This window comes from Microbulbifer sp. ABM4_008 (assembly GCF_056311705.1).
In genome coordinates, this window is sequence record NZ_CM149970.1 from 3,064,933 (window position 1) to 3,091,496 (window position 26,564).

The window sequence follows — 26,564 nt, forward strand, 5'->3', positions numbered from 1 at the left end:
GGTGAGCATATTGCTCACCCCCAAATGTGCCGAATTTACAGCACGCTGGCAACAGCCTTACAGAAGTATTCCATATTATTGGAACTCAGGCCGGCAATACTGATGCGACTCGAGTCCACCATATAAATGGAATAGTCCTTTTGCAGCTGTTGTACCTGTTCGGGATTGATACCCAGGAATGAGAACATCCCTTTCTGCTGGCGGATAAAGCCAAACTCACCGGCAGCACCCGCTGCGGCGAGCCCTTCTACCAATCCAGCGCGCAAACCGTTAATACGCTCGCGCATTTCGGTCAGCTCAGCTTCCCAGTTCGCTTTCAGTCCCGCATCAGTAAGAATAGATTCTACAATGGCAGCACCGTGGGAAGGTGGCATGGAATAGTTGCCACGAATAGCGCTCAGCAACTGGCTATGGCCTTTATCGGCGGCTTCACCATTCGCATAAATCACCATAGCCAGGCCGACACGTTCGCGATAGAGGCCAAAATTTTTCGAGCAGGAAGCCGCGACCAGCATTTCTGGAACAGATTCAGCCATCAAGCGCAGGCCGTAGGCATCATCTTCCAGGCTCTCGCCAAAGCCCTGATAGGCCATATCGATAAACGGCGTGAAGCCCTGCTTTTGCGCCATTTCTGCCAACACTTTCCACTGCTCACGGGACAGGTCCGCGCCACAGGGGTTATGACAGCAGGCGTGGAAAAGAACAACATCGCCCTCACCCACATCCTTCAGAGTCTCGACCATTTTGTCGAACTGCAAACTGCTGGTAGCGCGGTCATAGTAGGGGTAGCTCTTGATTTGCAAGCCCGCATTACCCAGAAGCGGCACATGGTTAGCCCAAGTGGGGTCACTCACCCACACGGTTGCCCCAGCTTTGGCGCGATTAATCAATTCCGCCAGAACTCTTAAAGCACCACATCCACCGGGAGTTTGAGCTGAGCGAACGCGACCGCCCACCAACGCGGGGTGCCCGGCACCCAGTACCAGCTCCTGCATGGCGGTGTTGAAACCTGGAGTTCCGGCCGGGCCGATATAGGCCTTGGTTTCCTCACCCTGTAATAAGCGGGTTTCGGCTTCCTTAACGGCTTGCAAGACAGCGGTATGGCCTGCCTCATCTTTGTAGACGCCCACACCGAGATCAATTTTGCTGGGGTTTTCATCCGCGCGGTAGCTGGCCAAAAGGCCCAAAATCGGATCTGGCGGAAGGCTGTTTAAATGCTCAAACATCTGAAAACTCCTCTTAGTTATCTCATTTATTCATCAACGAGGCCGCGCTCAGACCATTCCTTCGCGCGCACCATTAACTTATCAATAATGCTATCCAGTTGTTCCCGCTCCTCAGTGGATAGGGATGCCATCAAGTCATTCTCGTACTGATGGGCCAGCGGCACTATGCGAGCATAAATATCACGCCCCAGCTCCGACAGGTTCAGCACTTGCCGGCGCCGGTCACCAGGATCTTCACTGCGTGTAATGTAGTCATTCTTTAACAGGGAAGAGACGGCCCGACTGATTGCCACCTTGTCCATCGCCGTCTGCTCAACCAGCTCGGCGGCAGATAAATCGGGAAAACGGCCCAGAATTGCCATCACCCGCCAAGCGGGAATGGTGAGGTGGAAGCGCGCACCATAAGCTTGCGCAATAGCATTACTCACTCGGTTGGAAAGTACCGAGAGGCGGTAGGGTAAGAACTTTTCGAGGCGCAGCTCGTCGTTCTCAACAACGGTGGGTCGCGTGTTTTGTTCGATTGTCATAGCTGCCCTCAAACCTGCCTGCTCGGGTGTCCCGGTTGTACCTGATACTCAATTTAACTAACATTGGTTTCAATTGTAACCACTATCGGCACAAATACTTTCTGGAAAAGTTACCGGGCCATACGAAAAAATGGCCGGACAGTATAGGTTTTTTTGCGCCATATTTGCGAACTAATTGGGTCTATGGCGCAAGAAATTTGCGTGTAAGTGGCGCTGAGATGCTCAATTTTTCGCCACACCTTCGAACCATCCGCACAGAAGCGAGGCCACGCCATGAAACAGTGGATCAGCTTTCCGCGAACGGAAGGAAATACAAGCCGCCAAGCCCATGCAGATTTCCCACCTAACAGCTTTGAAAGGGAAATGGGCAAAGAGGGTTTTTTTGGGCCCTGCACCCACTTCTATCACCGCCATCCCCCCACCGGCTGGAGCCAGTTCGAAGGTCCACTGCGTCCCCACGCTTTTGATGCCACGCAAATGAAGCACAAGGGAACAAGCCCCTGGGATCAAAAGCCGATCCTGCGAAACCAGGATAGCCAGGTCGCCCTCTGGACCTGCCGGAAGCCTATGGATCATCTGGTGCGCAACGCTGACGGCGACCAACTCCTGTTTATACACAATGGGAGCGGCGACTTGTTCTGTGATTTCGGCCATCTCTCTATTCGCGATGGAGACTATATCCTGCTGCCCCGCGGCACCTTATGGCGCCTGACGCCGACAGAGGATGAGCCACTGGAACTATTGATGGTGGAGGCGATAGGCAGCCATTTTCAGCTCCCCGAAAAAGGCATCCTTGGCCCCAATGCAATTTTTGACCAGGCGATGCTGGATGTGCCTCGTATAAATAAAGCCTTTCTCGATCAACAGGGCGATGATGAGTGGCGGGTTGTGGTTAAGGCCCGGCAACAGCTGTCGACCATTACCTATCCCTTCAACCCACTGGACGCCTGTGGTTGGACTGGGGACAACCTGGCCGTTCGCATCAACTGGCGCGATATACGCCCGCTGATGAGCCACCGCTACCACCTACCCCCTTCGGCTCATACCACCTTTGTCGCACAAGGTTTTGTTGTAGCGACTTTTGTACCTCGCCCGATTGAGAGTGACCCTGGCGCACTCAAAGTCCCCTTCTTTCACAACAATGATGACTTTGATGAACTCATCTTCTATCACCGTGGTGACTTCTTTAGCCGCGACAATATTCATCCGGGGATGCTTACCCTCCACCCCATGGGATTTACCCACGGCCCCCACCCCAAGGCATTTGCTACCGGGGCCCGGCATGCGCGCAAGGAAACCGATGAAGTTGCTGTAATGATCGACAGCCGCACCTCCTGGGATATTCTCCCGGATGCCCATGCCGTGGAGCTAACAGATTATGTAAACTCCTGGAAGCCAAAGTGAATACAGCGCATCCAGACAACACCAAAAAGGCTGACATTCAAACAGCCAAACGCCAAAACAAAGAAAAGGAAAGAGAATGGACCTTTACGGATACTTTCGCTCATCCGCCAGCTACCGAGTGCGTATCGGGCTCAACTTGAAAGGCCTGGAATACGAGTATCACCCGGTAAACTTGCTCAAGGGAGATCAGCACGGAGACGACTACCGCACGCTGAATCCACACGGGCTACTGCCAACCCTGAATGATGGCGAAACCAGTCTCACCCAATCCCTCGCCATTTTGGAATGGCTGGATGAAACCCATCCAGAACCAGCGCTACTTCCAAAAGCCCCAGAAGCCCGCGCACATATCCGCGCGCTCGCGCAAAGTATTGCCAGCGATATTCAACCTATACAGAACCTCAGGGTTCTGCAGTACCTCCAGGCTGAACTCAAAGTCAGTGATGAGCAAAAAATTCAATGGATTCAGCACTGGATACACCTGGGCTTCTCCGCGCTGGAGAAGCAATTAAGACCCTCGCCTTTCGCCGCTGGAGACAATCCAGGGTTGTTCGAGTGTTGCTTACTCCCGCAAGTATACAGTGCGGAACGCTTTGGCCTGGATATGACCCAGTACCCCAAAATCCAGAAAATCACAGACGCTTGCAATGAACTGCCGGCCTTTATTAAAGCCCACCCTTCAGAGCAACCAGACTGTATTGTGTAGTACCCTTTTATGGATGCCCGGTCTCATCGGGCATCCTTCATACACTTGAAAATTTCACTACTTGCCACATTTCATTGCCTGTGGTTAATATCTCTATTCAAACTTGAAAATAACTCGAATAATAATATTCCCCACTGCTGTAGCTAATCAGCCGAGGTCATCAATATGAACTCCCAAGACCAGATCTCCCCCAAAGAAAAAGAAGTCATTGAGCATGTCAAGAAGCTGAAGAGCTTTTACCAACACCTAATCACCTATTTATTAGTTATCTCGGGACTAGTAATTGCCAACTTAATACTCGCCCCCGGATACTTATGGTCACTCTGGGCGGCATTTGGCTGGGGTATAGGGCTCGCCTCCCATGCAATTAGCACCTTCAATTTATTTAATTTCTTTGGTGAAGATTGGGAGAGAAAGCAGATAGATAAGAGAATGGGGCGTAAATAGCAATAAATCGTGTGCGATGGACCATCGCCAAATACAAGCATATGCTTTAGATGTTAGAGTACTTTCCCAAAGTACTCTTCTCCTTGCCCCTCACTGTCAACGCAAAAACTCCAAACACTTCCCTACTTACGAACACGAACAATTACCTGTAATCTAAACAAAAATCTATATACTCCAAGCCGTTTGACAAAAAAACAGTTAATTAACAGGCTTAAATTATCGAGCTCTGGTAACAAAGTATTAACACACTTCTTATATAACAAATAATAAATATATTATTAAAATGATAACAGGAACCCCAATGTCCTTCCTCAAAGTCTCTACAGGCGCTCTATGTCTATCACTTTGGATATCTATACCCAGCATCAGTAAAGCTGAGACTTTTCACTGGCCCGATTACCAAGCAGAAGCGGCCACCAGTGAGCATCGTATTGATGAGCTTTATTACTTACAGCCCCATAACAGCTATGAGCGGCTAGAAAACGGTGAAACACTGACTGACTGGCTCGACAAAGGCTTTCGATCACTGGAAATCGATGTCGTAGATCACGGTGCCTGGCAAGGTAGCAGCCATGGGCCCTATGTTGCCCATGGACAAAACGACATCGGTAATCACATGTGCAATAGCAACGGAGACGATGATCGTCTGGAACACTGTCTGGACGATATCAAATCCTGGCTCTCCGTTAACACTATTGAAGCGCCAATAATGCTGTATATCGATATGAAAACCAATTTAGATTGGTTTAACGCCTGGTATGCAGATGAAATTTATTTGCTTGACCAGTATATCCAACAAGAGCTGGGCAACCTCCAGTACAGCTACCAGGATATGCTTACATATTTACAACAAATTTCTTCCTCAGAAAATTACCGTACCACGCTTAAAAGTACGGGATGGCCTAGCGTTGGCAACTTATTAAATAACGGCAAAAAAGTAATCGTTATTTTTACCGGAGGACAATCAGGCAACGTCAATAATCGAATGGAATCCGCATTAGACTCCTACGAGATGAGCGCATTTTTATGTCCTGATATAGATACCGCAGATCCAGAAGAATTTACCGGCTCCATTGATTCAATAGACAGCAGTAGTTCGCAAAGAATATTTTGCGGCAATGTCCAGGCTGGCGATCATTACCAGATAACAGCCAACGCAGCCGCTGAAACCAAACAGCTGATGCACCTATGGGATAGTTCTGGCGATTTTAGCAATACCGACTATGGCTACATATTTACAGCAATCGCACATGGTGCCACTGCAATCGGGATGGATCCTGATACAGTCGCAACCACCCCCAATTATACTGGCACGGCAATTCCTTTTGTCGGAGTAAGGAGAAGTCTTCCTGGCTATTTGAGAATCCGTTCTGCCTCAAATGCTGACTTGTGCATGACCGTCTCCCAGGGCTATAGCAATGGCTCAAACCTAAATATGAATAACTGTGGCTCCAGCAATGAACAGCAGTTTGTTTATACTGCTGAAGGCCAACTCCGTCCCAAGGGTAATAATAAATACTGTGTTGACTTCAACACTGGCTCTGCTGATAACGGCGATAAAATGCACCTGTGGGATTGTGACGGCGGCAATTCGGAAAAATGGCAAATCCAGGAAAGTGGGGTCATCCAAAATCGCGATAAGAACTGGACCTACTGTATAGACGCACCGGGTAGCTCAACCGAAGAGGGTGAGCGTCTTCAGGTTTACAAGTGTGATAAGAATGACAAAAGCCAACAGTTCGTTTTAGAAGCAGTCAATGATTGGGCACAAAATAGCTTTTAAGGTTTGATTACGATTAAAAAAGGGCGCCCTATTAGGCGCCCTTTCTCAAAGAGGTCACAATGTTATAGAACCTCAGCAATAATATGTGTTATTGCAGAAGTAAGCTCTGAAAGATTAATTTAACTCCCCTGCTTCACACTGTCTCCAGCCCTCGCTAAAGATACCATCATCTATGGCTACCCAGGTTTCGTAGGTGAAGGTCAACTCCGGGATTTCTTTAATATTAAATGAGAAATGGAAGCCTTCTATTTTTTCATCTGTGCGCATACAGGGAACAGAGGGTACCCATGTCTTGAAGTCCAGAGACTCTCCCTCGCTAATAACCTGTCCCTCTGCAACACCCTCGAACCATGGTGTAAGGCTAGCCAAATCGCCATTGATATGCTTCACCTGTACATTCTCAATGGTGTAATCGGCATCAACTGCAGTCAGAGACCATTGTAGGTATTCATCTTCGGTAGGGGATGTATCCCACCGTAAATCTGACGGGGTACCGTAGCTTGGAATATTTTCGTACGGCATGGGCAGCCAAAGGCTCTCTTCCCAGGAGTTGATATTACGCAGACGCACACCCTTGGCTTCGCTCATGGGCTCAACTTCTACAACAAAATCGTATTCCGGCGCATCATCAATCAAATCTGTAGCGTAGTAGCGGAATACGTAGGTGCCCGCTTTCGAAAATACGGTACCAGTTGTATTTTCACAATCTTCACTATCTGGATAGCTGGTAAATTCACCACCTTCCGGCGCGCTGATCAGCTCTTCATAAGTGAATACTTCATCACCGTCGGCATCTACCACCACAGGGCGATGCAGCAGGGACATACAGGGCAGGATTTGGTAATAATCTTCACCAGTGGATAAGCTACCCCAGTTGCGCGCCCAAACTACAGAACGGATTTCTGGTGCCGTGTTGGAAACTTTGGCAAGACCATCGTCTTCAGAGTAGGTTTTGGCATATAGACCACGATCATCACTGACGATCAGGCGAGCGGTATAGGAACCCGGTACATCGGTAACTACCTGAGCACGGCGAAGCTCCCCACTCTCCGGTTCGGTAACCGGTTCAATCACTGCATCACTCCCATCGGGCCGGTCAACCAGCTCCCAGTGGAAGGTCATTTCATCATTATTAGGGTCGCTACTGGAGGCATCAAACACCAAAGCATCGCCAACGAGCACAGACTTGGACTGAGCTTCGACACTACGGGTAGAAGGATAACCATTTACCTTGCCAATCTTGGCTTCCATAGTGGCTTCTAGGTCTATCTGGTTGGTTCCGTCAGATACGGTCATACTTACGCGATAGGTACCTACCACATCCAGCTCTTGGATTTTCTTACCCAGCGGTTTCCAAGAACCAATATCAACCAGTTCGGCAACACTACCTTCAGGTTTTTCAATTAGCTCCGCTTCAATAATTTGCAGAGCATCACCCTCAGGGTCATAGCCAACAAAATTAAATTCAGCGCGAAGCCCCAGCTCTTGCTCACCAATACTGTAGGACGGGTAGTAACCAGTCGCTTCGATTTCACCAATTGGAGCATCATTGACTTCCGCTTCGGAATCGGCTTCAACTACGATAGTAACTTCACGCTCCTCACTCTTTCTTGCGCCATCAAAAACAAACAAAATTAAATTGTAAGTATCTGCCGCAATGGGAGTAAATTTAACGGTAGAGGTTGTCTCTCCCTCTAACTCGGGAACCGGAACACCATCAGTTTCCACTGGACTATAAGCCCACTTCCAGCGGTATTGCAGAGAGTTACCTTCAGGGTCATAACTCTCGCTCGCATCCAGTACAACTTCTTCTCCAAGAGTAATCGTCTGGTCTTCTGTTACGGCAACAGGTGGAGCATCACCGGCGGAAACTGTTACCAGAACTTCCGCAGGTTCACTGGCAACTCCATTATAAGTAACAACTAATTCAAGCTCGTAGTCACCTTCGATATCCAAGTGCAATGTAGCTTGGCTAGAGTCACTGTTAGTCAGGTACGCAGCACTGTCGAGAGGCTTTTCAACCAGGGCCCATAAATATTCCAGATCTCCAGTCTCACCCGTTGGCGGAGTACTCAAGCTGCCATCAAGGCCCAGGGTCTGAGTACCCAGGATAACACTGTGCACCGGCTCAGTAATTGCCACTGGATTCGGGCTGGTTGCAGTCAACGTTATACGGGATGCTTCACTGGTTTCAGTACCGTCATCCACGATCAGGCTCACAACATAGTCGCCTGGAAGATCAGCTGTAAACTCTGTGTAGGCATCCTCAGCACTGGCCAACTCTACCAGGCTAAGCTCAGGCCACTCAATCAGCTCCCAACGATAAGTCAGGCTTGCATCTCGCGAGCTGCTACTGTCAGTACCGCTCAATTGAACAGTGACATCACCGCCAGCCAAGGAGAAAGTTGTGTCTACAGGGGACAACAAACTGATACTGGCGGTAGGTTTATTATTTGAGCCGTCGCCCGAACCACCGCCACCACAGGCGGCCAGCACGAGAGACAAACATAGCATGCCGATAAGGGCTGCTGCTCTTTTCATCTGTGGAACTCCAAATGTTTAATATTGATAAGTGAGACTGAGTCTTGCCGTACGTCCCGGTGCAGGCACCAAGCCAAGACTCAAAGCATCGATGTAATATTGATCGGTTACGTTGTCGACGGTGAAATCCACCGAAAAACTATCGTTAAATTGGAAGCTGGTATAAAAATCTAACAGTTCGTAGCTCTGCCACAGCACCGGCTCAGTAAATCCAGCTTGATCGCCGTAATAAGGAACAGGGTTTCGCTCCCCCATAAAAGTACCGCGCAGCCCGAATTCCAATTTTTCCTGGAATAAACGCAAGCCAATATGCGCACTGGCATGCCAGTTAGGTGGGACCATATTATTGAAATAACTGTTTTCTATACCCCAATCCGTGCAGTAAGTACGCACATAGCTGGCAACATCACAGACTTCAATGTGGCTGTATTTGGTAGCACTCAGCTCAACTAACCACCAGAGGGCATCGTATCCAAGGTTGAACTCAAAACCTTCAAGGTCGAGGCTATCGATATTTCGCATACGGAATAAATCGGAGATACCGCTACCTTGCTTTTCTTCATCGGCGTTGACCCCGGTGCGAGTCAAATAATCGTCAACATGGTTTTCGAAGTAAGCAACTTTCGCTCGGAGTTGATGATGAGTTTCAAATAACTGGCCGTTAAGATAATTAATCCCAACCTCATTATTTTTTGCATGCTCAGGCTTAAGGGTGATATCCAGTGCGGGGCTCGATGAGAAACCAGTGGTACCTTCAAACAGGCTCGGCATACGCAAAGCCTGCGCATGGCGGGCATAGAATTGCAAACCCTTGATCGGCTCCCATGTCAAAACCACAATAGGTGCAGTACCGGAGCGACTATTGCTGTAGTAAACGTCCTCACAGCCCCCTTCCCCATTATCTACACAAAAATCGGAATCAATGCTCAACGGGAGGGGATTATTGTCTTTTGAAGAGAAATGGGTATAACGAACTCCAGACTCCAGCGTCCACTCCGGCCACGGTTGCCATTCAATACCGGTGAACAAGCTGTACTCATCGCGCCCACCACTGCGGGAACCCGCATAAATACCTTCAGCGGTCTGGGTATCGCTATCCAAGTCTTCCCACTGTGCAGAAACACCATAATCCCAGCGCAATTCACCCATGGGGTAGAAGCGCATACTATTGGTGATATCAAGGCCAAAGCGCTGATAGTCGTCGTTTCGCGCAATATTATCCTCCAGCTCGATAGAGAATATATTCGGTGTGTTCAGATCAGTGACCGCATCGGTGTGCCAAAAATTGACACGCAAGTCGGCCCAATCATATTCCACCGGCTGCCAACGATAGCGTGCAGTGTAGGTTTGGTTAAGCACTTCACTATCGAGCCACTCGCGCGCCTGACCGAAATTTGAAAGAACTTGCGAGGGCATCATCTCACCAAAGATACTGTTATAGCGGATATAGCCCAGCTCAAGACTTTGGTCTTTTGGCAAATGGAGACTGCTTTTTAACAACCAGGAATCGCTAGAAAAACTAGTATTCGGAATCCGCTCCCCGGCGCGGTAAGGGATGCTTTCTCCCAGTTCACTCTCCAGTTCAACCTTAGTCTCGGTATACCAAGCCATTTCTTGAGGCTCACCAATAACCACTTCCGGCGCGGGGCCATCAGTACCCGCATAGTAATTTCCCTGTTCGCGCTGGGCGTGAGCCAATACCAGATCACCCCACTCAAAACGCTGGGCGCCCGCAAAGCTCGCCGCGTAACCCTCAAAATCCAACAGGCTGGGCCTATCCATTCCATGGTCCGGCGCAAAGCTGTCCGGCATTGTATAGTCAGCGGTGCAATCACTTGCAAAACGGCAATCGGAGCGATAAACAGGGCGCGGCAAGTGGTAACCAGCGTAAGTACCAGCCTCTGGAGCCTCGCTATTGTTTCCGATACCACTGACACGAACACGGAAACCCGACAATTCGCCGGGTTTTACGACATCTTCTGCTCGCAGGGTATTTACACTGACAATGCCACCGGTAGCGCCAGTGCCCTCGGCACCCATTACGGGGCCTTTATCAATACGCACGGACCCAATCAGATCTGGGTCAATATAACTGCGACTGGAAACCCCGGCATAACCGCGATAAATCGTTGTTTCCTGACGACTGCCATCGATTAAGACAGGAACCCTGCCCTGCCCTTGCATACCGCGAATATTGACATCCAGACCACCGGAATTGCGGTTTTCACTGATAAGTACACCGGGAGTGCCCTGGAAAATATCGCCAACACTGGTACCGCGAAAGCGCTCAATATTTTCCTGGGTGAGGATATTTACAGAGGCGGATTCGCGAAATGCTTGGTCTTTCTCACCGCCATCACGAGTCTCAACCTGAATGCTGTCCAGCACCATCAGATCCTGCTCGCCAGCGGACTGGATCAGCCAGGCACCACTACCAACGGGAACCGCTTGCAGGTTGGTACCGCGCAACAAGCTCAACAGAGCTTCTTCTGCACGATAGCTGCCAAATAGTGCTGGAACAGAAATAGTTTCCACCAGGTTCTCGTCGAAAGAGAGCGTTACCCCAGCCTGACGCGAGTAGAGGTTGAGCACATCTCCCAGATTGCCCGCAGGCAAACTGAATTCGATCAACGCTGTGTTGCCCTGCTGGGCTTGCGCAAAACTCGATACGGGAACTACGGCCAACAACAGTGCCAACAAGGTGGGCAAAATATGTTTTGGGGCGCGGGACTGCATTTAAGCGGCTTCCTATTCTCAGGTGTATAACTAGGAAGCCGAACGAAAATCAAAAACCCGTAATCTAAATGAGAATTATTTTGTTTTTTTTGCTTCGGAGGGAAAACTAGCAATCAAAAGCGTCATCAAAAATAAAAAATGACACCTTCTGATAACTTTATTGTGGTCATCTGGCAATAAGAGCAGGAATTAAAGGTTGCCCGTTCCGAAAAAACCGTCAGCCCGGCAATTGAATCGTTGCCCACCAGCGCGTGGTATAGCTCAGTTCAGCTCCCGCCGAACGCGCCAATATTTTTAGGATGGTGTCGATATCGTGAAGCTGGAAAACCCCGGAAACCTGGTGATCTCTTAATGCCGGATCACAGCGTAAAAAACCAACACGATAGCGAGACAACTCTTCAAGCAGTGCCCCTAATGGCATGCTCCGAGCTGAAAGCACCCCGTCAATCCATCCGCTGTAATCAAACATCTTGCTGTCCAGAGCGAGCGAACCGGCTCCAGTAAGGCGATAAGCCTCACCCGCTTTAACTGCAAAGGGCTCTATATCCGCGCTCGGCTGAACCTGCACCCCACCTTCCACAACCTGCAAAATCGTGTGGTCATCGCCATTGCGGACAAAAAAGCGCGAGTCACGGGAAATCAGCTGCCCCTGAGGCACCGATACCTGCATTGGCCTCGGGTCAGCGGCACTGGTCAAGTGCATTTCACCTTTAGTCAGAACAAGGGAACGGATTGCTGTGCCCGACTCCCATTCAATGGCACTACCGGTGTTTAGCCAGACTTGGCTCTTATCATCCAGAGTATATTGGGCCGGCTTAGAACCAGAGGAATAATCGGCAGACATATACTTCAGCAAACCGGTGTCATATCCCACCACGCCAACGGCAAAAGCCCCAAGGACACCACCGCCCATGGTTTTAAGAGCAGCCCTGCGATTTAAACGGCGAATTTCTGCATCGGTTTGATTGAGGGTGGAATGGGCCAAACGCGGCGCTCGGCGAGCCACCGTATCTAGAGGTGACTCCATCCGCTCAAAACGCTGCCACGCCAGTTCATGCAGAGGGTCCGCCGAACGCCATTGACTGCAAGCATCGCGCTCTGAGTCAAGCGCCTCACCGGAACCCAGGCGAACGCGCCAGCTAACGGCTTGCAACAGTACTGCTTCAGGAATTTTTTCTCTATTTTTTTCTGGGGCGTTTGACATCAGCAAGCAAGTTCCAAGTCCATAGAAAATTATTCGTTATCGTACGCGGCGGCATAGCACTTGAGCATGGCTTTTGCGATATATTTCTCTACTGAGGAAAGGCTCAGCCCCTGCTGCTCAGCCACCTGGCGGTATGTTAAGCCGTCTAGTCTCGCCATTAGAAATACCGTTTTCTCTATCGGGCGCAGACCACTGAGCAATTGATCGATTTGCTCCAAAAGCCCCAATAGCTCCCACTTATCTTCTGGGGAAGGACATTCCGGTTCCGGCAAATTTTCCAGCAGCGCCAAATAATTTTTCTCCAGCACTTGGCGACGGGCTTGGTCGATCAGCAGGTTCCCGGCCACTTTGATTAACCAGGCCCTCGGACTTCGAATTCCCGCAGGCAGGCTCGGCCTATCCAGCAGACGAATAAAAGTGTCCTGAGCTAAATCCTGGGCATTATCAACACCGGAAGTTCGGCGCGCTATCCAACGGACAAGCCACTCGTGGTGCTCTTGGTAAAGCTCATCAAATCCTGGGGTTGAAGGGGTTTCCGGGGCCAAAACTCAGACCTTGCGCTGTAACCTTTTGAGGGCGGGGACTGTAAATGATATCTATTCTCATTTAAAGTAGCTGAGCTGAGAATGTTATATCAATTTGGAATAACCCGGTGAATTTTTCAAAAAATATTGATCAACGGGATGGGTTAATTTGAATTTGGTCCGTCACCCATTACAAAGCCACCGGAATAACCGGGCGGTTATTGTTTAATTTGTTTTGGAAAAATCCCGTGAGCAACCCAGCAGAATGCCAATCCGTTGAACCAACAGAGCCCACCTTTTCCGCTTGGCTGAAAGAAGGCACTAATACGACCCACGAGAGTCTAGATAAACGCATTATGTCCCTGTCACCATTTTCCAATCGCGAGCGATATGCACTGTTTGTTCGCACGCAGTCGCGACTGCATCAAGCGGTGTCTGATTGGTTTCAAAGTGACGAATTAAATAATTTTTTGCCCGGCCTGAAAGAGAGAGACCGCTCTGAAGCAGTCCTCCAGGACTGTGCTGATTTCGAAATGCCCGAGAGCGATTTAAAAGCTGATCAACAAGCCGCAGCAGAAGTCACAATTACTGATTTCCACTCTGCACTGGGCTGGCTCTACGTAGTTGAAGGCTCCAACTTAGGAGCGGCATTCCTTCTCAAGTACGCGCGCAAACATCTGGATTTATCAGAAGAGTTCGGCGCACGCCACTTGGCAGGACATGAAGACGGTCGCGGGTTACACTGGCGCCAATTCAAAACTGCGTTAGATGCTCTTGAACTCAACCAAGAGCAAAAAGAAGTAGCCCTCAATGGGGCCAAACAAGCCTTTGCTTTTGCACGACAAAATGTCGAACAATTATTAGCGCCCGCTACACCCTAATTTATTTTTCACCTGAAGCCAGGAGTCGGTAATGAAAATCTGGACTGTAATTTTATTGTGCCTGCTAGGCAGCACATTGGGCCCATTGCCGGCTTTAGCGCAGGAAAATAATTCCAACTCAAGCGAACAAAGCAATACAGAAATAGTTCTCGAGGGAGATGTGGAAACCTCCATGGGGTTGCAAGAAAATCAAGACAACTCTACCTCGACTGCAACCTCCAACATTGGAGATACCGCTTTCAGCGCACACGATTTATCTCCCATGGGAATGTATCACGCCGCGGATATCGTCGTTAAAAGCGTAATGATCGGCCTACTCTTGGCCTCTGTTTTAACCTGGGCGATTTGGCTTTTTAAAACCGTGCAGCTGGTAATAACACGTCGCAAGGCCAAACAATTATTGGCAACCCTGATCCAAAGCAAGACGTTCGCCAATGCCGAATCAAAGCTTTCAGGCCAAACCGGCGGTGCCCTGTTATTGGTAGAAGCGAGTCGCCACGAACTCGACTTATCTTCAGGTGGCCCAGTGTCAGATGACGGCTTAAAAGAACGTGTTCTGGCTCGCCTGGAAAGAGTCCAGGCTTCTCTCGCTACCGACATGAACCGTGGTACCGGAATTCTGGCAACCATCGGTTCCGTCGCCCCCTTTGTCGGTCTATTTGGAACTGTTTGGGGCATCATGAACAGTTTCATCGGTATCGCAAAAACCCAAACCACAAACCTGGCCGTAGTGGCTCCAGGTATTGCGGAAGCCCTGCTGGCAACTGCGATCGGCCTGGTTGCTGCGATTCCGGCGGTAGTGATCTACAACTACTTTTCCCGGGCTATCAGCAACTATCGTGCGGTATTGGCCGATAATGTCACCGCCTTAATGGTACTGATTAGTCGGGACCTGGATCGCCATCATCCAAATGCGCGCCCGCTCGCCGAACTGGTTAGCGCGAACAAAAAGCGCGCAGTACCGCAGGTTCAGGGCGTCAACTAATGGCATTCAATCTCAACAGCAGCAATAGCGAAGAACTGCCAGAACAGCACGATATCAATGTCACACCTTTTATCGATGTGATGCTGGTATTGCTAATTATTTTTATGGTTGCGGCTCCGTTGGCCACTGTAAGCGTGCCCGTCAATCTACCCTCGGCGACAGCTCCACAACAACCCCAGGCAGAAGATTCGAAATATCTCACCCTGCAAAAGGACCTCACCCTGACTCTCGGTGAGGACAAAGTTATTGTGCGGGAGAACTTGGCTGCTGAACTCCAGGCAAATGAAATTGGCACAGAACAGCAAATCCTGCTGCGTGCCGACAGCAAAGTGGAATATGGGGATTTGATGGACCTGATGAACCGCCTTGCCAGTGCCGGATACCAGAAAATCGCTCTGGTAGGCCTGGATAAACCGGCGACCGTAAACCAATGAGCCTCTTGGCCGGACCAAAGGTAAAATCTGCAAGGCGTCCGCGATTTTTTCTATCGCTCTGCGCCTTTTGCTGCGCCCTAGCCCTTCACGGACTTATTGCCGTCTATTTTTTATGGCAGCCCAAATCCGAACTGGCGCTGCCGCCTGCTGCAGCACCACAGGTATTTGAAGTCAGTATGGTAGCCGCTCCAGTGGCACCACCCACGTCGCTACCGGTAGGTCCTCAACAACAGGAATCCTCTCCCGCAAACCAGCAGAGCAACGAGCCACAAAAAACCTCTGCGCAGTCAGAGCCTGTTATTTTGCCAGAAGCCCCCTCGGAAATTGCCATTGAGAAGCCCGAAGAGGAGCCCCCCACGGAGGAAAAGGAAGAGACCCCTGAGCCAGTGGAAGAGAAGGAAATCGCACAGCAACAAGACTCCAGTGGAGAGGCTACTGGAGAAACTGTTGTTGAAGAAACATCAGCCCCTCTCGCGGCAGATGTAGCAGAAGCAGAGCAAGCTGCAGCACCGGAAGTGGGCGCCTTGAACCAGAGGGAATCACAAGCCAGATTAACCTGGCAGAACCAATTACAGGCTCACCTTGAGCGAAGAAAACGCTACCCCCGTAGCGCCCAAATACGGCGTCAACAAGGTATTCCCTGGGTACAATTCACGATGGACAGAAAAGGCAAAGTACTAAAGGTTGAGCTGCACCGAGCCAGTGGCATATCGTCTCTCGACCGAGAAGTCGTGGCCTTGGTGCGCAGGGCAGAACCACTGCCTAGACCACCAGAAGAGGTACCCGGTGATCCTCTGACAATGGCCGTACCGGTCGAATTTTTTATTCGTTAACCAAAATAAATTGCTTTCTCAGAACTGGGAGGCCTGGCATCACATAAACCAGAAAGTCACATCCCTGGACAGAGGAAATGATCCACATAATCCGTTACCCTGCACTAGCGACCTATCGGCCTGCTGACTCTATTGACTAGGTGCTGGGTAAACTGCTTATGAGCAAGCAGACCAAGCGGACAAATATTGTTACTTTTGATGCACGACTACTGCAATAAGCTAGAAGGTAGAGGTACCGAATGAAAGAATCCACTGAAGACAGCGTAATGTCCTACACCCCGCCTCTGGCAAAGGGCTGGATGCGCTGGCTGTGGGGCGCCGCTGCTTGCTTTTTTATCGCCCTTGGCATTATCGGAGCCATTCTTCCCGGCCTGCCGTCGGCTGTATTTATTGTCCTCGGTGCCTGGGCCGCATCACGCAGCTCCCAGCGCCTGCACCAATGGATCGAAGAACACCATCTCTTTGGGCATCTATTGCGGACTTGGCGCAGTGGTTATGTAAGCCGCAGAACCAAGTTACTGGCCAGCCTGACAATGGCTATATCCCTGGCTTTTGCCATTCTTCATATCAGTAATATTTACCTTCTTTGCTTTACCGTTGGCGGCATCAGCTGCGGCGCCTACTGGATTTGGTCCCGGCCGGAACCCAGGGAGTAGACAACGCTACTTTCTACCCCTATTTGGCAGCAGACACTCGTAGATTTTAGCGCTATAGTCCCCCAACAAGGATTTGTCTGGGGGACAGGATGTACAACGTAGTACTTTTTCTTCACCTTCTAGGTGCAACAATTTGGACCGGTGGGCACCTGATACTTGCCTGCACAATACTGCCCAAAGTTTTACGGGATAAGGATGTAGCCTTTCTTTCCCGGTTTGAAAACAGCTACGAAAAGATCGGCATCCCCGCCCTGCTCATTCAAATACTCTCCGGGTTGTATCTCTCATATACCCTACTGCCTGACTTATCCCAGTGGTTCAACTTCTCCAATCCAATTTCTCGCCTGGTATCCTTCAAACTGATTCTTTTGGCATGCACTTTCTTACTGGCAATTGACGCAAGGCTGCGAATCATTCCAAATCTTTCTGAAAAAAATCTCACTGCACTGGCATACCATATTATCCCAGTTACAGTACTGTCCGTTCTCTTTGCTTTTGTTGGAATTTCATTTCGAACGGGATGGTTGTTTTAGATTGCGCCCCAGCGCACATACTGCTGAATCAGAAGGAGATGCCAAAAACGTCCCCACTGGCTTGCTTGATCGATATACTGAGCAAAAATGGGATATGACAGGAGTTCGGGGTTTGTCTATAGCTGAATACTATGAAGTGATTTTCGATACGCTGGAAAAAAACGAATCCATCCAAGACGGCCTTGAAAACCTTTCTTTTTGGGCTGATGGCCGAACCCCCAATTTGGCATGGCTAAAGCTGCCCACTATGCTAGGAACTGATGAACTTGACCTAGCCCAAACATGGTTCGATACAGAACTGGTAGCTGCTGGGGACTCGCTTCCTCCTTCAGTCCTATATTTCGAGCTGCGTGAATTCAGAGATAGTATCGGCCGGGAATTCCCGGATATCAGCTTAACACTACTTCCTCAACTATTTAAAAGCAGACGGGATTGGATATATTCGAATTCTGATTTGGGCTCGAGATATTTGAGAAATATTGCAGCCTTGTGTAAAGGAGCTAACAAGCCGAAACACCTAAATAGAGACGGATACATTGGTTTCAGCTTATGCTATACATCCCTCCTAGCACGAGAACTCTGCAAAAACGAACAACTTCTCCAATACAGTGAAGAAGCACCGATTAAAATTGTTGTTGGATTTTCTTCTGGAGACCTTCTTGAGATTATGCGTATATCCAACGGCCTGCTTTATTACGAACGTCGCTTTGCGCAGTTAGAGAGCCTGTAAATAATTAGCTATATCTCTGTGGACTTTGAAGACCCGCCCTAAAGGACACCCAGGTATAAGTATCCTAGCTTCCCTTAGCCTTAGAAAATTGGTACCACAAAGCAATCTGGCATAAACACACCAACTATCACAATAATTTTATACTGACCGAAAATAGCATCTATTGCTCAAGGAAAAAACTAATGGAACTAGCAATTTATCAAGTAGATGCCTTTGCCTCCGAGGTATTTGAGGGTAATCCCGCTGCTGTATGCCCTCTTGATAACTGGCTTGCGGATGATACGCTGCAAAAGATAGCTGAGGAAAACAATCTCTCTGAAACCGCATTCTTTGTTAAAAATGAAGATTCCTTTTCTCTGAGATGGTTTACTCCTGAGGCAGAAGTAGATTTATGTGGCCACGCCACACTCGCAGCTGCCCACGTTCTATTTACTCATTTAAGATACTCAGGCCAAACCATCCAGTTTGATACAAAAAGCGGCCCACTGTTAGTCCAGAGATCGGGAGTTGTCTATAGCATGGACTTTCCGGCTAGCATTCCGGTATCCACAGAAGCACCTGATGCTCTTATTGATGGCCTCGGCATCACTCCGCAAGAAGTTCTGTGTGCATATGATTATATAGCTGTGTTGGGTAGCGAAACCGATCTAAAATCTGTAAATCCAAATTTTATAAAACTCTCCCAGCTGGATAAACGAGGAGTTGTCATTACCGCTCCTGGGGCAAGTAACGATGTTGATTTCGTTAGCCGATGCTTCTATCCAAAATTAAGGGTAAACGAAGATCCTGTGACAGGGTCAGCGCACTGTCAACTGGCACCATATTGGAGCCAACAATTTAAAAAGGATGTACTTTTAGCTAAGCAACTCTCCAAGCGGACTGGACTAATTCACTGCGAACTGCATAGTAACAGAGTCTCTCTCAAGGGAGGCGCTATAGATTATCTTCACGGTAGTATTAAGATTTAATGGCTTGGAGAGTTAAATTTATATAAGGAGCCTCTAAATAAATCCGTGATGCTTCTGGCTCACAGAGATATTACGGAATTGTTCAGAAGCTCCATAAGTCATCTTGCTACATATTCTCATTGAAAGCTCTTTGGCTTTGCTTAGTGGTAACCTTCCCCCCAAAAAGCTACTATCCGAATCTCCAGTTACAACCTGACTCAACTCCCTAGCTTTTTACTTATCTCAAAGTGAGAACTTAGAGCCTATAGATGTCTTCCCGACCCAGAATATGAATTCAGGGCAATAGTTAAAGATTGTGCGCCCCTTGTAGTACATCAGTGAATCACCTAACCTTCAAACACGCCCACCATTGACCGCAATTTGCACAGATAGCCTATTGTTTGGACAAAGTCATATAGCTGTCAGACAGGTGTCGCAAGAATATCGTAACCAATAAGGACTGCCCCCCTGAAAATGGAGCTCAAGTTTCAGAGGACAGAAGTATGGAAGTGAAAGTTAACTCAAAGAAAATTATTAAACTGAGAACAACTAGGGCTTGGAGTCAACAACAACTAGCCGATGTTGCATCATTAAGCCTTAGAACCATTCAACGGATAGAAAAAAGTGGAAATGCCTCTCAAGATTCAATAAAAGCAATATCTTCAGCATTTTCACTGAAGCCCATAGATATAATCCTTCAGGAAAACCCAAAAATATCAATGGCCAAGCAGGGCAGAAAATATCTCACCGCAATATTGGCCCTGGGTACGACTTTACTCTTGTATACCTCCTTATCGTCAGCTTCTCCAATAATGCTTAAGGTAGATGCTAGCACCAGAAACGAGAACCTGGCCTCCGTCCGCCTCCTCAATAACGAAGGAGATGAAAGCGAAATCCAAATCGAAAACACACTTAGGTTCGAGGTATCTGCCGAACAAGTTTCTGAAAACCAAATTCGATTGCAGACAAAAATATATGAATTTGGGGCTTCTAGTGGTTATAAGCAGATAGCACGTCCCATTCTGGTGACAGGGTTCAACCAAGCTGCAGAGGTAGAGTTTAAAACTTCAAACGGAACTCCGTTTAAAATCCAAATTACCCCTGAAATTTAGCCAGCCCAGCAAGGCTGGCACCCCTGCCAACGCCACCAAAAATATCTCTTGGGCCTACCTTTTTGTGGGTGGGACTGAGAGGTATGCAGTGAGTGATATATCCTAGCAAAAACTGCCTGCAGCTCCACCCTGTGAAAACAGCCTTCCTGAAGACACCCAATAGTCATTGCAAATAAGTGCACACTTACATTTAGGATAGAATTTTGAAAGCGCAAGAATGCGAGGCTCAGACATTAATCCAAATGCCAACATAAACAATTCTTTACATAGGAATACATCGCATATTGCAACAATATTTTAATCCACAAATCATTAGCGGATTAAAAAACAGGAAACGACGATCATCACGACCAAAAGGTGCTACAAGTCACACTTTTAGCATGCAATCCGTGCTAAATTCAGCGCATTCAAGTCGAGGTCAGCTTGATTGATTGCCAGACCGAAAACGCTGGTAAGCTCGCTGTAGGTAGTATTCCAATCATATATTGTTTTGTGCCAATAGGCTCGATACCCATCAGCAGACAATTAGAAGTATGCCCTCCACAAAAGGAAGTAAATATTTACTTACAGGTCGAGCCTGAAGTAAATAGCGAGAATATAGCGATATCAACAGCAATCGCAAAAATCGATCGTAGCTTAAGGTCAGAAGAGCCTCTTCTTCACCTTGATGCAAGCACGAGAAAACGGGCATTGCAACTTTACGAGAGAGACGAAAACTGTAAAAGGACAAAGGAAGTCGTTCTTAAGGTATGTGCACAATAGGGAAAAGGCAGAGACAGGGATATTTTAGGTGACCAAAAGCACTGATAGTCTAATTTTCTTTTTTAGTAAAACACTCACAGCAAAGAAAAAAATTTGACATAAATGTAGGGCCGTTTGTTTTGATAGGTTTTATTCAGTATCAAAATAATCCGTACCCGCCATTAGAAGTGCCTTATCACTTTTGAAAATTTTGATTTTCCGATTTGACAAAAACCCAACGTATCGACAACCCTGTAACCACGGTTATCGGTGCAATCGACGCAACAGCTGACTTTTCTAAACAGAGAGACTTATTTCTATGAGCACTGACAAAAGCAATGACTCCACACCATTTTTAGCAGGCATGAGCGCTGTTGAGCAGCAATCATCTCTTTCGGGCTCAGGCTCCAAGTCAGTGCTGGGTGAAGGTATTAACTTTCGTGGCGAGCTGATCGGCACCGAAGATCTGCACGTGGAAGGTACTGTTGATGGTACCGTGATCATGGTTGGTCACAATCTTTCTGTTGGCACTGGCGGTGCAGTTACTGCCAATATCCACGCAAAAAATATTGTTGTAGAAGGCACCTTGGATGGCGATGCCCTTGCCGATGAGTTGATCGAAATCCGCAACACCGCACAAGTTAATGGCAATCTGATTGCACCGAGAATCAAGCTGGACGACGGCGGTAAATTCCGTGGCTCCATGGATATGGTTGATACCGATTCCGAAATGAAAGAGCGCCACAAGGAGTTCTCTGATCGTCTGGTACACCCAGACCTGCCCGCAGCAGAAGAGAAGCCCGCAGCCCGTACTCGCGGCAGCTCTACCTACTCCTCCAGCACCACAAGCACGAGCGATTCCTCTCGCCTGTCCGACACCAGCGACTACCTCTTCGGCACTAAAGAGACCGAAGAAGAAGCTGAGGAAAGCTAGGAAACCTTCTTAGTTAATCCTCAATATGGGCCCCGGCTAATGCCGGGGCTTTAGTTTTGGTGTGGGAAATATGTTGCAGCATCATTCATTTGGTATTGCTGCTTTGGTGGATGAAGTCATTCAACCAGGTAGTAAAGTTTTAGATTTGGGATGCCTTTCGTTTGGCACCACACAGCCTTTATTGGAGCGCTCCTGCCAGACATTTATCGAAGATTTACGCAGTCTGCTATTGGATACTTCTGCCCTCGATAAAGAAGTCAGGGCCGTTAAGCTTTCTGAATATCTCACCAAAAAGCCCCAACGAATCAAGCTTGATGTGGTGCTCTGCTGGGATCTATTCAACTTTATGGAGCCTGAGCTTATTACCAAGCTCATTGAGGAAATCCGACCCCACTTAAAGCCGCGTACCATTTTCCATACAATACTGTACACCGGCACTATGCCCAAGGGGCCCGCGGATTTTAAACGCCTTTCTGGCTTTACCTTCAATACAGAACCGCTCCACCTGGAAGAACCACTGCCCACCTATAGGTACTCATCCCTGAATTTAATGAAGACTATGGGCAACTTCTCCCTGCGCTCTTCCCTGCTACAAAGAGAGGGGATGCGTAAAGACCTTATCGAATTAATGTTTGAGTATGGCAATGTAAAATCGCCAACTTCAGTGATGGCCAGTGGATCATCAGCAGCGGTATCCGCTTTCCAAAAAAACCGCCTTACTAATATTTCGCTAACCGCTCTCGACACCGCCCTGACTCACGTCAAGCGCTCACCGGTCAGCAAAGTTCTGGATATTGGGCAAAAGGCTGGGAGAAATATGGAACACCTCCAAAGGGAGGTGGGCGAACTGTTTATTTCTGATTTTTACTCATCGCTCGCTTGGCAAATCAGCAGAAAAGTGCCATTTAAAGAAGCCGTTCAGGCCGCGTTGCGACAGGCAACCCTACCAAAGGATCTCAATTGCATCCTCCTCTGGGACCTTCTCAATTTCTTTTCCACCGAGCAAATACAATTGATCACTAAAGCCCTGCATCAATATCTCAGTGATGGTGGCGTGATGCACTTTTTGCTATTCAAACAAAACAAGCTTCCCGTCAACTGTGGTGTATTTGAAATTCAAAAGTCGGGCCAGGTTGGAACCTATATTCACGCTTCGGGTAGTAAGCAGCCCCAGCTCCGCACTATCACCGATGTTGTGAAATCTCTACCAGAGATGAAAGTACTCAGCCAGGGAACCGGGCGAATACCCAACGGACCTTTTTATCACGAAATAACAATGCAAAAAGTTGTAAAGGATAAATAATGACCCAGTTTTTCTATCACTGGTTAACCAAGTTGTCTGCGGAACAGGTTACCGACACCTTTCTTATGGTCATGCTTGCCATTGGTGCTATAGCCATAATCCTCTACCCTTTAGGCAAGTTTCCCCGCTTTGTAAAGGAAACGCCGTCACTACTGACTGCCCTCGGTATTTTAGGTACTTTTATCGGTATCATTATCGGTATCTATGGGTTTGATCTAAACGATATTGACACCTCAATTTCAGAACTGATGCAAGGTCTGGAAACCGCCTTTATGACCAGTATCTTGGGGCTCTTCCTGTCCCTGATATTGCGAACTATTTTTCAAATATTCACTAAAGAACAAGCCCCTAAAGCGACAGCAGATGACATATTGCAGGCTATTAATGGTCAGCGCGAAGATCTGGCAAAATTCCAGCGACAGATTAGTGATGAAGTCCTACAGTCACTCACTGCGGTTGTAGAAAAGTTTAATAGCGGCCTGAATGCCCAGATGGGTGAGAACCTACAGCAGTTTACCCAGCAATTAGAGGCCGTATCCCCTGCCCTGCAGGCCCTAATAGATCAGCATCAGCAGCACGCAGAACTCGCAACTATTTACCGCGACCAAACTGCAACTCTTCTCAATGAAATTAATGGTGCTCAGGAAAACCTTCTGCTGTTACACCAGCGTATTACTGAGCTGCCAGAAATTTTCAACGTGATTCCGACCCTGGTAGAGCAGCAGCGCAATCACGCAGAGCAGATATCAATCATGCTGAATGAGCAACAAGCTTCTATTGAAGTTCTACAGCAATCGATCCCCGATATTGCGCCCAAGTTTGAAGCGCTCACCCGAGGAATTGACCAAGCTCAACAGCAACTGGGGGCCCAGGTTTCCAACCTGATCTCCCTGAGTAGGACCCAGGCGGAAGTATTCGACCAAAGAACCAGTAAGGTCGTAGCCCTGGCCGATGTGGTTACCAGTATGGACCCCAACCACTTCTCTAAAGCAATTCACGAGCAGGCTACCAGTCACCGGGAATCCATGGCCGAGCTAGCTCAGCTGATCGCCAAAACTCACAACCAGATGATTACCGAATTGTCACAAGTGATTACTCGCGATCTTAGTAATGCCGATGTCAGTATCAAGCGTCAATATGAACTTCTGGATGAACGTCTGCGCGATGAGGTAGAGAGTGTTATGGCAGCGATGGGCGATGCCCTTGGCACTTTAAGCGGTGAATTCTCCAGAGACTTCCGTCAGCTCATCCAGCAAATGAAGAGAGTCGATGCGCAAGCTCAGAGAGTCACTGGAGAGGCGCATGTTTGAAAGCACGCAAGCCAGTAGTGAGTCCAGCGATAGTCAATGGATTAGCCTATCGGACATGATGGCTGGCCTGATGATGGTATTTCTCTGTATTGCCGTCTTTGTAATGCGCTCTCTTATCGACGAACGCGCCAAGATCCGCGAACTCGCAGAGTCTTACCGGGACACCCAGTTGGCCATCTATCAAACTCTGCAACAGGAATTTGCCCACGACTTAACTCGTTGGGGAGCGTCTCTGGATAAGCAAACCCTGGCCATCTCCTTTAATAACAGTGATGCCTTATTTAAAACCGGTGATTTTACCCTGAGCGACAATGCCCGCGAGATTATGTCCTCCTTTGTACCTCGCTACATCGAAGCGCTCACGCCCTATATGGATTCCATTGCCGCAATCCAAATCGAAGGGCACACAAGTTCTGAATGGGGAGATCAATCCGCACCGGAAGCTGGTTATTTCCACAACCTGCGACTTTCCCAACAGCGCTCCCGAGCCGTAATGCAATATGCCCATTCATTACTGCCTTCGCAGCAAGCCGTCCTGGTACGGGCCAAGGTAGCAGCTGTCGGTTACTCCTCAGCTCGCCCAGTCTTGGATAAGAATGGGGTAGAAGATCCAGATCGTTCCCGCCGGGTAGCATTCAGGGTAGTTAGAGACTCTGAGAGCCATATCCTGCAAATCCTTGAGGAAGCTCTGTGAACCTCACAAAATTTCAACCCATTCAAAACCGTCAGGCTATCACAGCATTCCCAAGCGCCACACGAGCACTATCAGTACCTTATGTCATTAACGATGGGGATTCATTCTCAGCCGGCAAACGTCCGTTAGCACAGCGCTTATCTGAAATGCCTGATCGAAACAGCTTAGCCAAAGCCATCCGTACTGGAATGCAACTCGATTCAAGCGATCTGGACAGCGTACCTGTGGCTTGGCGCTACCGGGGTATACCGGTTTTTTTATTTGGCCTGGAACAAAACCCGGACTCTTTTGGTCAAGTTCATATTTACCCCAAGTGCCCAATAGTGAATAACTATAAGGGTCCGATTTGGATAAGCAGTGACTATAGCGAAGCGCGAAAGGCATTTCCCCAGGATCAACTAAAGCCATGCCCTCACTGCTTACGTCACCTTTACAGCCACAATATTCCCGATGTTGTACACAAAGACCGTTTCGGCAATGTAACCAATATCGACTGGCTGACCTATACCCGATACTTTGCCAGCAATATTTTTAAAAGACACTCTCTCATCTGGAAAAATGGCGAACGCCCCCAAAAAGTTAGTTCTGTATTCACCCCTGAAAACCCGAAATATAACTGCTCTATCTGCCAATGCGATATCAAAGCCGGTGGATGGGCACTCAACCAAGAGCTTGCAGAAAGTAGCGGTCTCCCCAAAGAGATTTGCCTACTCTGTGCAGAGAGAAGGGCCCGTGCCGTTATACTCGCACCACCCCAAGCCTCACTAAGAGCCGCTACATTGCGCTACGAATCCCTGGCAAAGCAACTGGGTAGTGATCCTCAGGCCTCATGGATGATCGCAGAACAGGTAGTCCCCGCATCCTGGCTACCATTAATACAGAGACTCAAATCCCTAATGGGGCCACCCAAAGTCTTCCAAGTAATCGCGCCCAGGGTATTGGCCGTACTATGCTGGCCAAACCTCGGCCGCGCCATCCTTGCCGATGGCACCAAAGAGGCAAAGATACCAGCCAGTTACTCAGTTTGGAGAAAGGCTCAGATTGAGCGGGAATTAGGACTTTGCAACTAGATATATTAATGTACTGCCTCCGGGCAGCTTATTTTTGTTACTTATCGGCCAAACTGGCAACTCTATTTCATCTTGTAGCTCTCTACATCACTAGATCAACCCAGATTAAAATCTATTCTCTTCTACCCCACCGAGAATTAGCACCTCCTCAATTTATGGATCCAACAAAACCATTCCAAGAATCTCAAGACTTTTGACCAAAAGTGTGGTTACAAATAAGTCACAAAAAAAATTAAACTTTTTAGCTCGGAGTGCCGTAAGGGGATGCAGTATTAGGTAATGTGGTCACACTGCCCCTTCATT

General features: G+C 48.4%; 24 protein-coding genes. 18 read left to right on the top strand and 6 right to left on the bottom strand.

The genetic code is table 11. From position 1 onward, the window contains the following. Positions 1-35: 35 nt before the first annotated feature. Entirely contained in the window at positions 36-1,226 is a 1,191-nt protein-coding gene (locus ACYX4J_RS13090; protein WP_413665239.1) for an amino acid aminotransferase, read from the bottom strand. 26 nt (positions 1,227-1,252) lie between these two features. Then, positions 1,253-1,753 carry a MarR family winged helix-turn-helix transcriptional regulator gene (locus ACYX4J_RS13095; protein ID WP_282933355.1) on the bottom strand — a complete coding sequence of 167 codons (501 nt, stop codon included), beginning with the start codon at positions 1,751-1,753 and terminating at the stop codon, positions 1,253-1,255. A gap of 273 nt (positions 1,754-2,026) precedes the next feature. On the opposite strand from ACYX4J_RS13095, the gene ACYX4J_RS13100 reads away from it, so the two are divergent. From ACYX4J_RS13100 to ACYX4J_RS13115, 4 genes are all read left to right on the top strand, one after another. Then, positions 2,027-3,157, top strand: coding sequence for a homogentisate 1,2-dioxygenase (locus ACYX4J_RS13100; protein ID WP_476176786.1), 1,131 nt, complete (start codon positions 2,027-2,029; stop codon positions 3,155-3,157). 76 nt (positions 3,158-3,233) lie between these two features. Beyond that, the gene (maiA, locus tag ACYX4J_RS13105; protein WP_444927426.1) at positions 3,234-3,863 is read left to right on the top strand and encodes a maleylacetoacetate isomerase; all 630 of its coding nucleotides are present in this window, start codon (positions 3,234-3,236) and stop codon (positions 3,861-3,863) included. A 165-nt stretch (positions 3,864-4,028) separates the two neighbouring features. After that, positions 4,029-4,310: a 2TM domain-containing protein gene (locus ACYX4J_RS13110; RefSeq protein WP_444912688.1), complete on the top strand. Its 282-nt coding sequence runs from the start codon at positions 4,029-4,031 to the stop codon at positions 4,308-4,310. Positions 4,311-4,611: 301 nt separating this feature from the next. Continuing rightward, the gene (locus ACYX4J_RS13115; RefSeq protein ID WP_476176787.1) at positions 4,612-6,093 is read left to right on the top strand and encodes a ricin-type beta-trefoil lectin domain protein; all 1,482 of its coding nucleotides are present in this window, start codon (positions 4,612-4,614) and stop codon (positions 6,091-6,093) included. Between the two features lie 114 nt (positions 6,094-6,207). Here the strand turns inward: ACYX4J_RS13115 and ACYX4J_RS13120 are convergent, their stop codons facing one another. The 4 genes from ACYX4J_RS13120 to ACYX4J_RS13135 form a co-directional block, all read right to left on the bottom strand. After that, positions 6,208-8,634 (bottom strand): PKD domain-containing protein, encoded by a 2,427-nt coding sequence (locus ACYX4J_RS13120; RefSeq protein WP_476176788.1) that lies wholly within the window; start codon positions 8,632-8,634, stop codon positions 6,208-6,210. Between the two features lie 18 nt (positions 8,635-8,652). Further along, positions 8,653-11,370: a TonB-dependent receptor gene (locus tag ACYX4J_RS13125; RefSeq protein WP_444916139.1), complete on the bottom strand. Its 2,718-nt coding sequence runs from the start codon at positions 11,368-11,370 to the stop codon at positions 8,653-8,655. A gap of 217 nt (positions 11,371-11,587) precedes the next feature. Further along, positions 11,588-12,574, bottom strand: a complete 987-nt coding sequence (locus tag ACYX4J_RS13130; RefSeq protein ID WP_476176789.1) for a FecR domain-containing protein — start codon at positions 12,572-12,574, stop codon at positions 11,588-11,590. A 29-nt stretch (positions 12,575-12,603) separates the two neighbouring features. Beyond that, the gene (locus ACYX4J_RS13135; RefSeq protein WP_476176790.1) at positions 12,604-13,119 is read right to left on the bottom strand and encodes a sigma-70 family RNA polymerase sigma factor; all 516 of its coding nucleotides are present in this window, start codon (positions 13,117-13,119) and stop codon (positions 12,604-12,606) included. 227 nt (positions 13,120-13,346) lie between these two features. On the opposite strand from ACYX4J_RS13135, the gene ACYX4J_RS13140 reads away from it, so the two are divergent. The 14 genes from ACYX4J_RS13140 (at position 13,347) to ACYX4J_RS13205 (ending at position 26,261) form a co-directional block, all read left to right on the top strand. Then, positions 13,347-13,979: a biliverdin-producing heme oxygenase gene (locus tag ACYX4J_RS13140; RefSeq protein WP_413665231.1), complete on the top strand. Its 633-nt coding sequence runs from the start codon at positions 13,347-13,349 to the stop codon at positions 13,977-13,979. Positions 13,980-14,010: 31 nt separating this feature from the next. Continuing rightward, positions 14,011-14,964, top strand: coding sequence for a tonB-system energizer ExbB (exbB, locus tag ACYX4J_RS13145; protein WP_476176791.1), 954 nt, complete (start codon positions 14,011-14,013; stop codon positions 14,962-14,964). Beyond that, positions 14,964-15,398, top strand: a complete 435-nt coding sequence (locus ACYX4J_RS13150; RefSeq protein ID WP_476176792.1) for a biopolymer transporter ExbD — start codon at positions 14,964-14,966, stop codon at positions 15,396-15,398. The genes exbB and ACYX4J_RS13150 overlap by 1 nt, the downstream gene beginning before the upstream one ends. Beyond that, positions 15,395-16,231 carry an energy transducer TonB gene (locus ACYX4J_RS13155; protein WP_445358640.1) on the top strand — a complete coding sequence of 279 codons (837 nt, stop codon included), beginning with the start codon at positions 15,395-15,397 and terminating at the stop codon, positions 16,229-16,231. The genes ACYX4J_RS13150 and ACYX4J_RS13155 overlap by 4 nt, the downstream gene beginning before the upstream one ends. A gap of 239 nt (positions 16,232-16,470) precedes the next feature. Continuing rightward, a complete protein-coding gene (locus tag ACYX4J_RS13160; RefSeq protein ID WP_445364691.1) occupies positions 16,471-16,887 on the top strand; it encodes a YbaN family protein in 417 nt (138 codons plus the stop codon). Positions 16,888-16,976: 89 nt separating this feature from the next. Next, positions 16,977-17,420 (top strand): copper resistance protein CopD, encoded by a 444-nt coding sequence (locus ACYX4J_RS13165; RefSeq protein WP_445358642.1) that lies wholly within the window; start codon positions 16,977-16,979, stop codon positions 17,418-17,420. A gap of 112 nt (positions 17,421-17,532) precedes the next feature. Further along, positions 17,533-18,150, top strand: a complete 618-nt coding sequence (locus ACYX4J_RS13170; RefSeq protein ID WP_445358643.1) for a hypothetical protein — start codon at positions 17,533-17,535, stop codon at positions 18,148-18,150. 182 nt (positions 18,151-18,332) lie between these two features. Continuing rightward, complete coding sequence (locus tag ACYX4J_RS13175; protein ID WP_413665226.1) at positions 18,333-19,118, top strand: PhzF family phenazine biosynthesis protein; 786 nt, start codon at positions 18,333-18,335, stop codon at positions 19,116-19,118. 482 nt (positions 19,119-19,600) lie between these two features. Next, a complete protein-coding gene (locus ACYX4J_RS13180; protein WP_444916134.1) occupies positions 19,601-20,209 on the top strand; it encodes a helix-turn-helix transcriptional regulator in 609 nt (202 codons plus the stop codon). Positions 20,210-21,269: 1,060 nt separating this feature from the next. Then, a complete protein-coding gene (locus ACYX4J_RS13185) occupies positions 21,270-21,884 on the top strand; it encodes a bactofilin family protein (RefSeq protein WP_413665223.1) in 615 nt (204 codons plus the stop codon). 70 nt (positions 21,885-21,954) lie between these two features. Next, the gene (locus ACYX4J_RS13190) at positions 21,955-23,187 is read left to right on the top strand and encodes a hypothetical protein (RefSeq protein WP_476176793.1); all 1,233 of its coding nucleotides are present in this window, start codon (positions 21,955-21,957) and stop codon (positions 23,185-23,187) included. Then, positions 23,187-24,497 (top strand): MotA/TolQ/ExbB proton channel family protein, encoded by a 1,311-nt coding sequence (locus ACYX4J_RS13195; protein WP_444905720.1) that lies wholly within the window; start codon positions 23,187-23,189, stop codon positions 24,495-24,497. Before ACYX4J_RS13190 ends, ACYX4J_RS13195 begins: the two co-directional genes overlap by 1 nt. Further along, positions 24,490-25,191 carry an OmpA/MotB family protein gene (locus ACYX4J_RS13200; RefSeq protein WP_413665220.1) on the top strand — a complete coding sequence of 234 codons (702 nt, stop codon included), beginning with the start codon at positions 24,490-24,492 and terminating at the stop codon, positions 25,189-25,191. The genes ACYX4J_RS13195 and ACYX4J_RS13200 overlap by 8 nt, the downstream gene beginning before the upstream one ends. Next, positions 25,188-26,261 (top strand): hypothetical protein, encoded by a 1,074-nt coding sequence (locus ACYX4J_RS13205; protein ID WP_476176794.1) that lies wholly within the window; start codon positions 25,188-25,190, stop codon positions 26,259-26,261. Before ACYX4J_RS13200 ends, ACYX4J_RS13205 begins: the two co-directional genes overlap by 4 nt. Positions 26,262-26,564: the final 303 nt, after the last annotated feature.

Excerpts from the sequence above, each read along its gene's own strand:
- ACYX4J_RS13090 (WP_413665239.1), bottom strand. The coding sequence starts at position 1,226 with ATGTTTGAGCATTTAAACAGCCTTCCGCCAGATCCGATTTTGGGCCTT.
- ACYX4J_RS13095 (WP_282933355.1), bottom strand. The coding sequence starts at position 1,753 with ATGACAATCGAACAAAACACGCGACCCACCGTTGTTGAGAACGACGAG.
- ACYX4J_RS13100 (WP_476176786.1), top strand. The coding sequence starts at position 2,027 with ATGAAACAGTGGATCAGCTTTCCGCGAACGGAAGGAAATACAAGCCGC.
- maiA (WP_444927426.1), top strand. The coding sequence starts at position 3,234 with ATGGACCTTTACGGATACTTTCGCTCATCCGCCAGCTACCGAGTGCGT.
- ACYX4J_RS13110 (WP_444912688.1), top strand. The coding sequence starts at position 4,029 with ATGAACTCCCAAGACCAGATCTCCCCCAAAGAAAAAGAAGTCATTGAG.
- ACYX4J_RS13115 (WP_476176787.1), top strand. The coding sequence starts at position 4,612 with ATGTCCTTCCTCAAAGTCTCTACAGGCGCTCTATGTCTATCACTTTGG.
- ACYX4J_RS13120 (WP_476176788.1), bottom strand. The coding sequence starts at position 8,634 with ATGAAAAGAGCAGCAGCCCTTATCGGCATGCTATGTTTGTCTCTCGTG.
- ACYX4J_RS13125 (WP_444916139.1), bottom strand. The coding sequence starts at position 11,370 with ATGCAGTCCCGCGCCCCAAAACATATTTTGCCCACCTTGTTGGCACTG.
- ACYX4J_RS13130 (WP_476176789.1), bottom strand. The coding sequence starts at position 12,574 with ATGTCAAACGCCCCAGAAAAAAATAGAGAAAAAATTCCTGAAGCAGTA.
- exbB (WP_476176791.1), top strand. The coding sequence starts at position 14,011 with ATGAAAATCTGGACTGTAATTTTATTGTGCCTGCTAGGCAGCACATTG.
- ACYX4J_RS13150 (WP_476176792.1), top strand. The coding sequence starts at position 14,964 with ATGGCATTCAATCTCAACAGCAGCAATAGCGAAGAACTGCCAGAACAG.
- ACYX4J_RS13155 (WP_445358640.1), top strand. The coding sequence starts at position 15,395 with ATGAGCCTCTTGGCCGGACCAAAGGTAAAATCTGCAAGGCGTCCGCGA.
- ACYX4J_RS13160 (WP_445364691.1), top strand. The coding sequence starts at position 16,471 with ATGAAAGAATCCACTGAAGACAGCGTAATGTCCTACACCCCGCCTCTG.
- ACYX4J_RS13165 (WP_445358642.1), top strand. The coding sequence starts at position 16,977 with ATGTACAACGTAGTACTTTTTCTTCACCTTCTAGGTGCAACAATTTGG.
- ACYX4J_RS13175 (WP_413665226.1), top strand. The coding sequence starts at position 18,333 with ATGGAACTAGCAATTTATCAAGTAGATGCCTTTGCCTCCGAGGTATTT.
- ACYX4J_RS13180 (WP_444916134.1), top strand. The coding sequence starts at position 19,601 with ATGGAAGTGAAAGTTAACTCAAAGAAAATTATTAAACTGAGAACAACT.
- ACYX4J_RS13185 (WP_413665223.1), top strand. The coding sequence starts at position 21,270 with ATGAGCACTGACAAAAGCAATGACTCCACACCATTTTTAGCAGGCATG.
- ACYX4J_RS13190 (WP_476176793.1), top strand. The coding sequence starts at position 21,955 with ATGTTGCAGCATCATTCATTTGGTATTGCTGCTTTGGTGGATGAAGTC.
- ACYX4J_RS13195 (WP_444905720.1), top strand. The coding sequence starts at position 23,187 with ATGACCCAGTTTTTCTATCACTGGTTAACCAAGTTGTCTGCGGAACAG.
- ACYX4J_RS13200 (WP_413665220.1), top strand. The coding sequence starts at position 24,490 with ATGTTTGAAAGCACGCAAGCCAGTAGTGAGTCCAGCGATAGTCAATGG.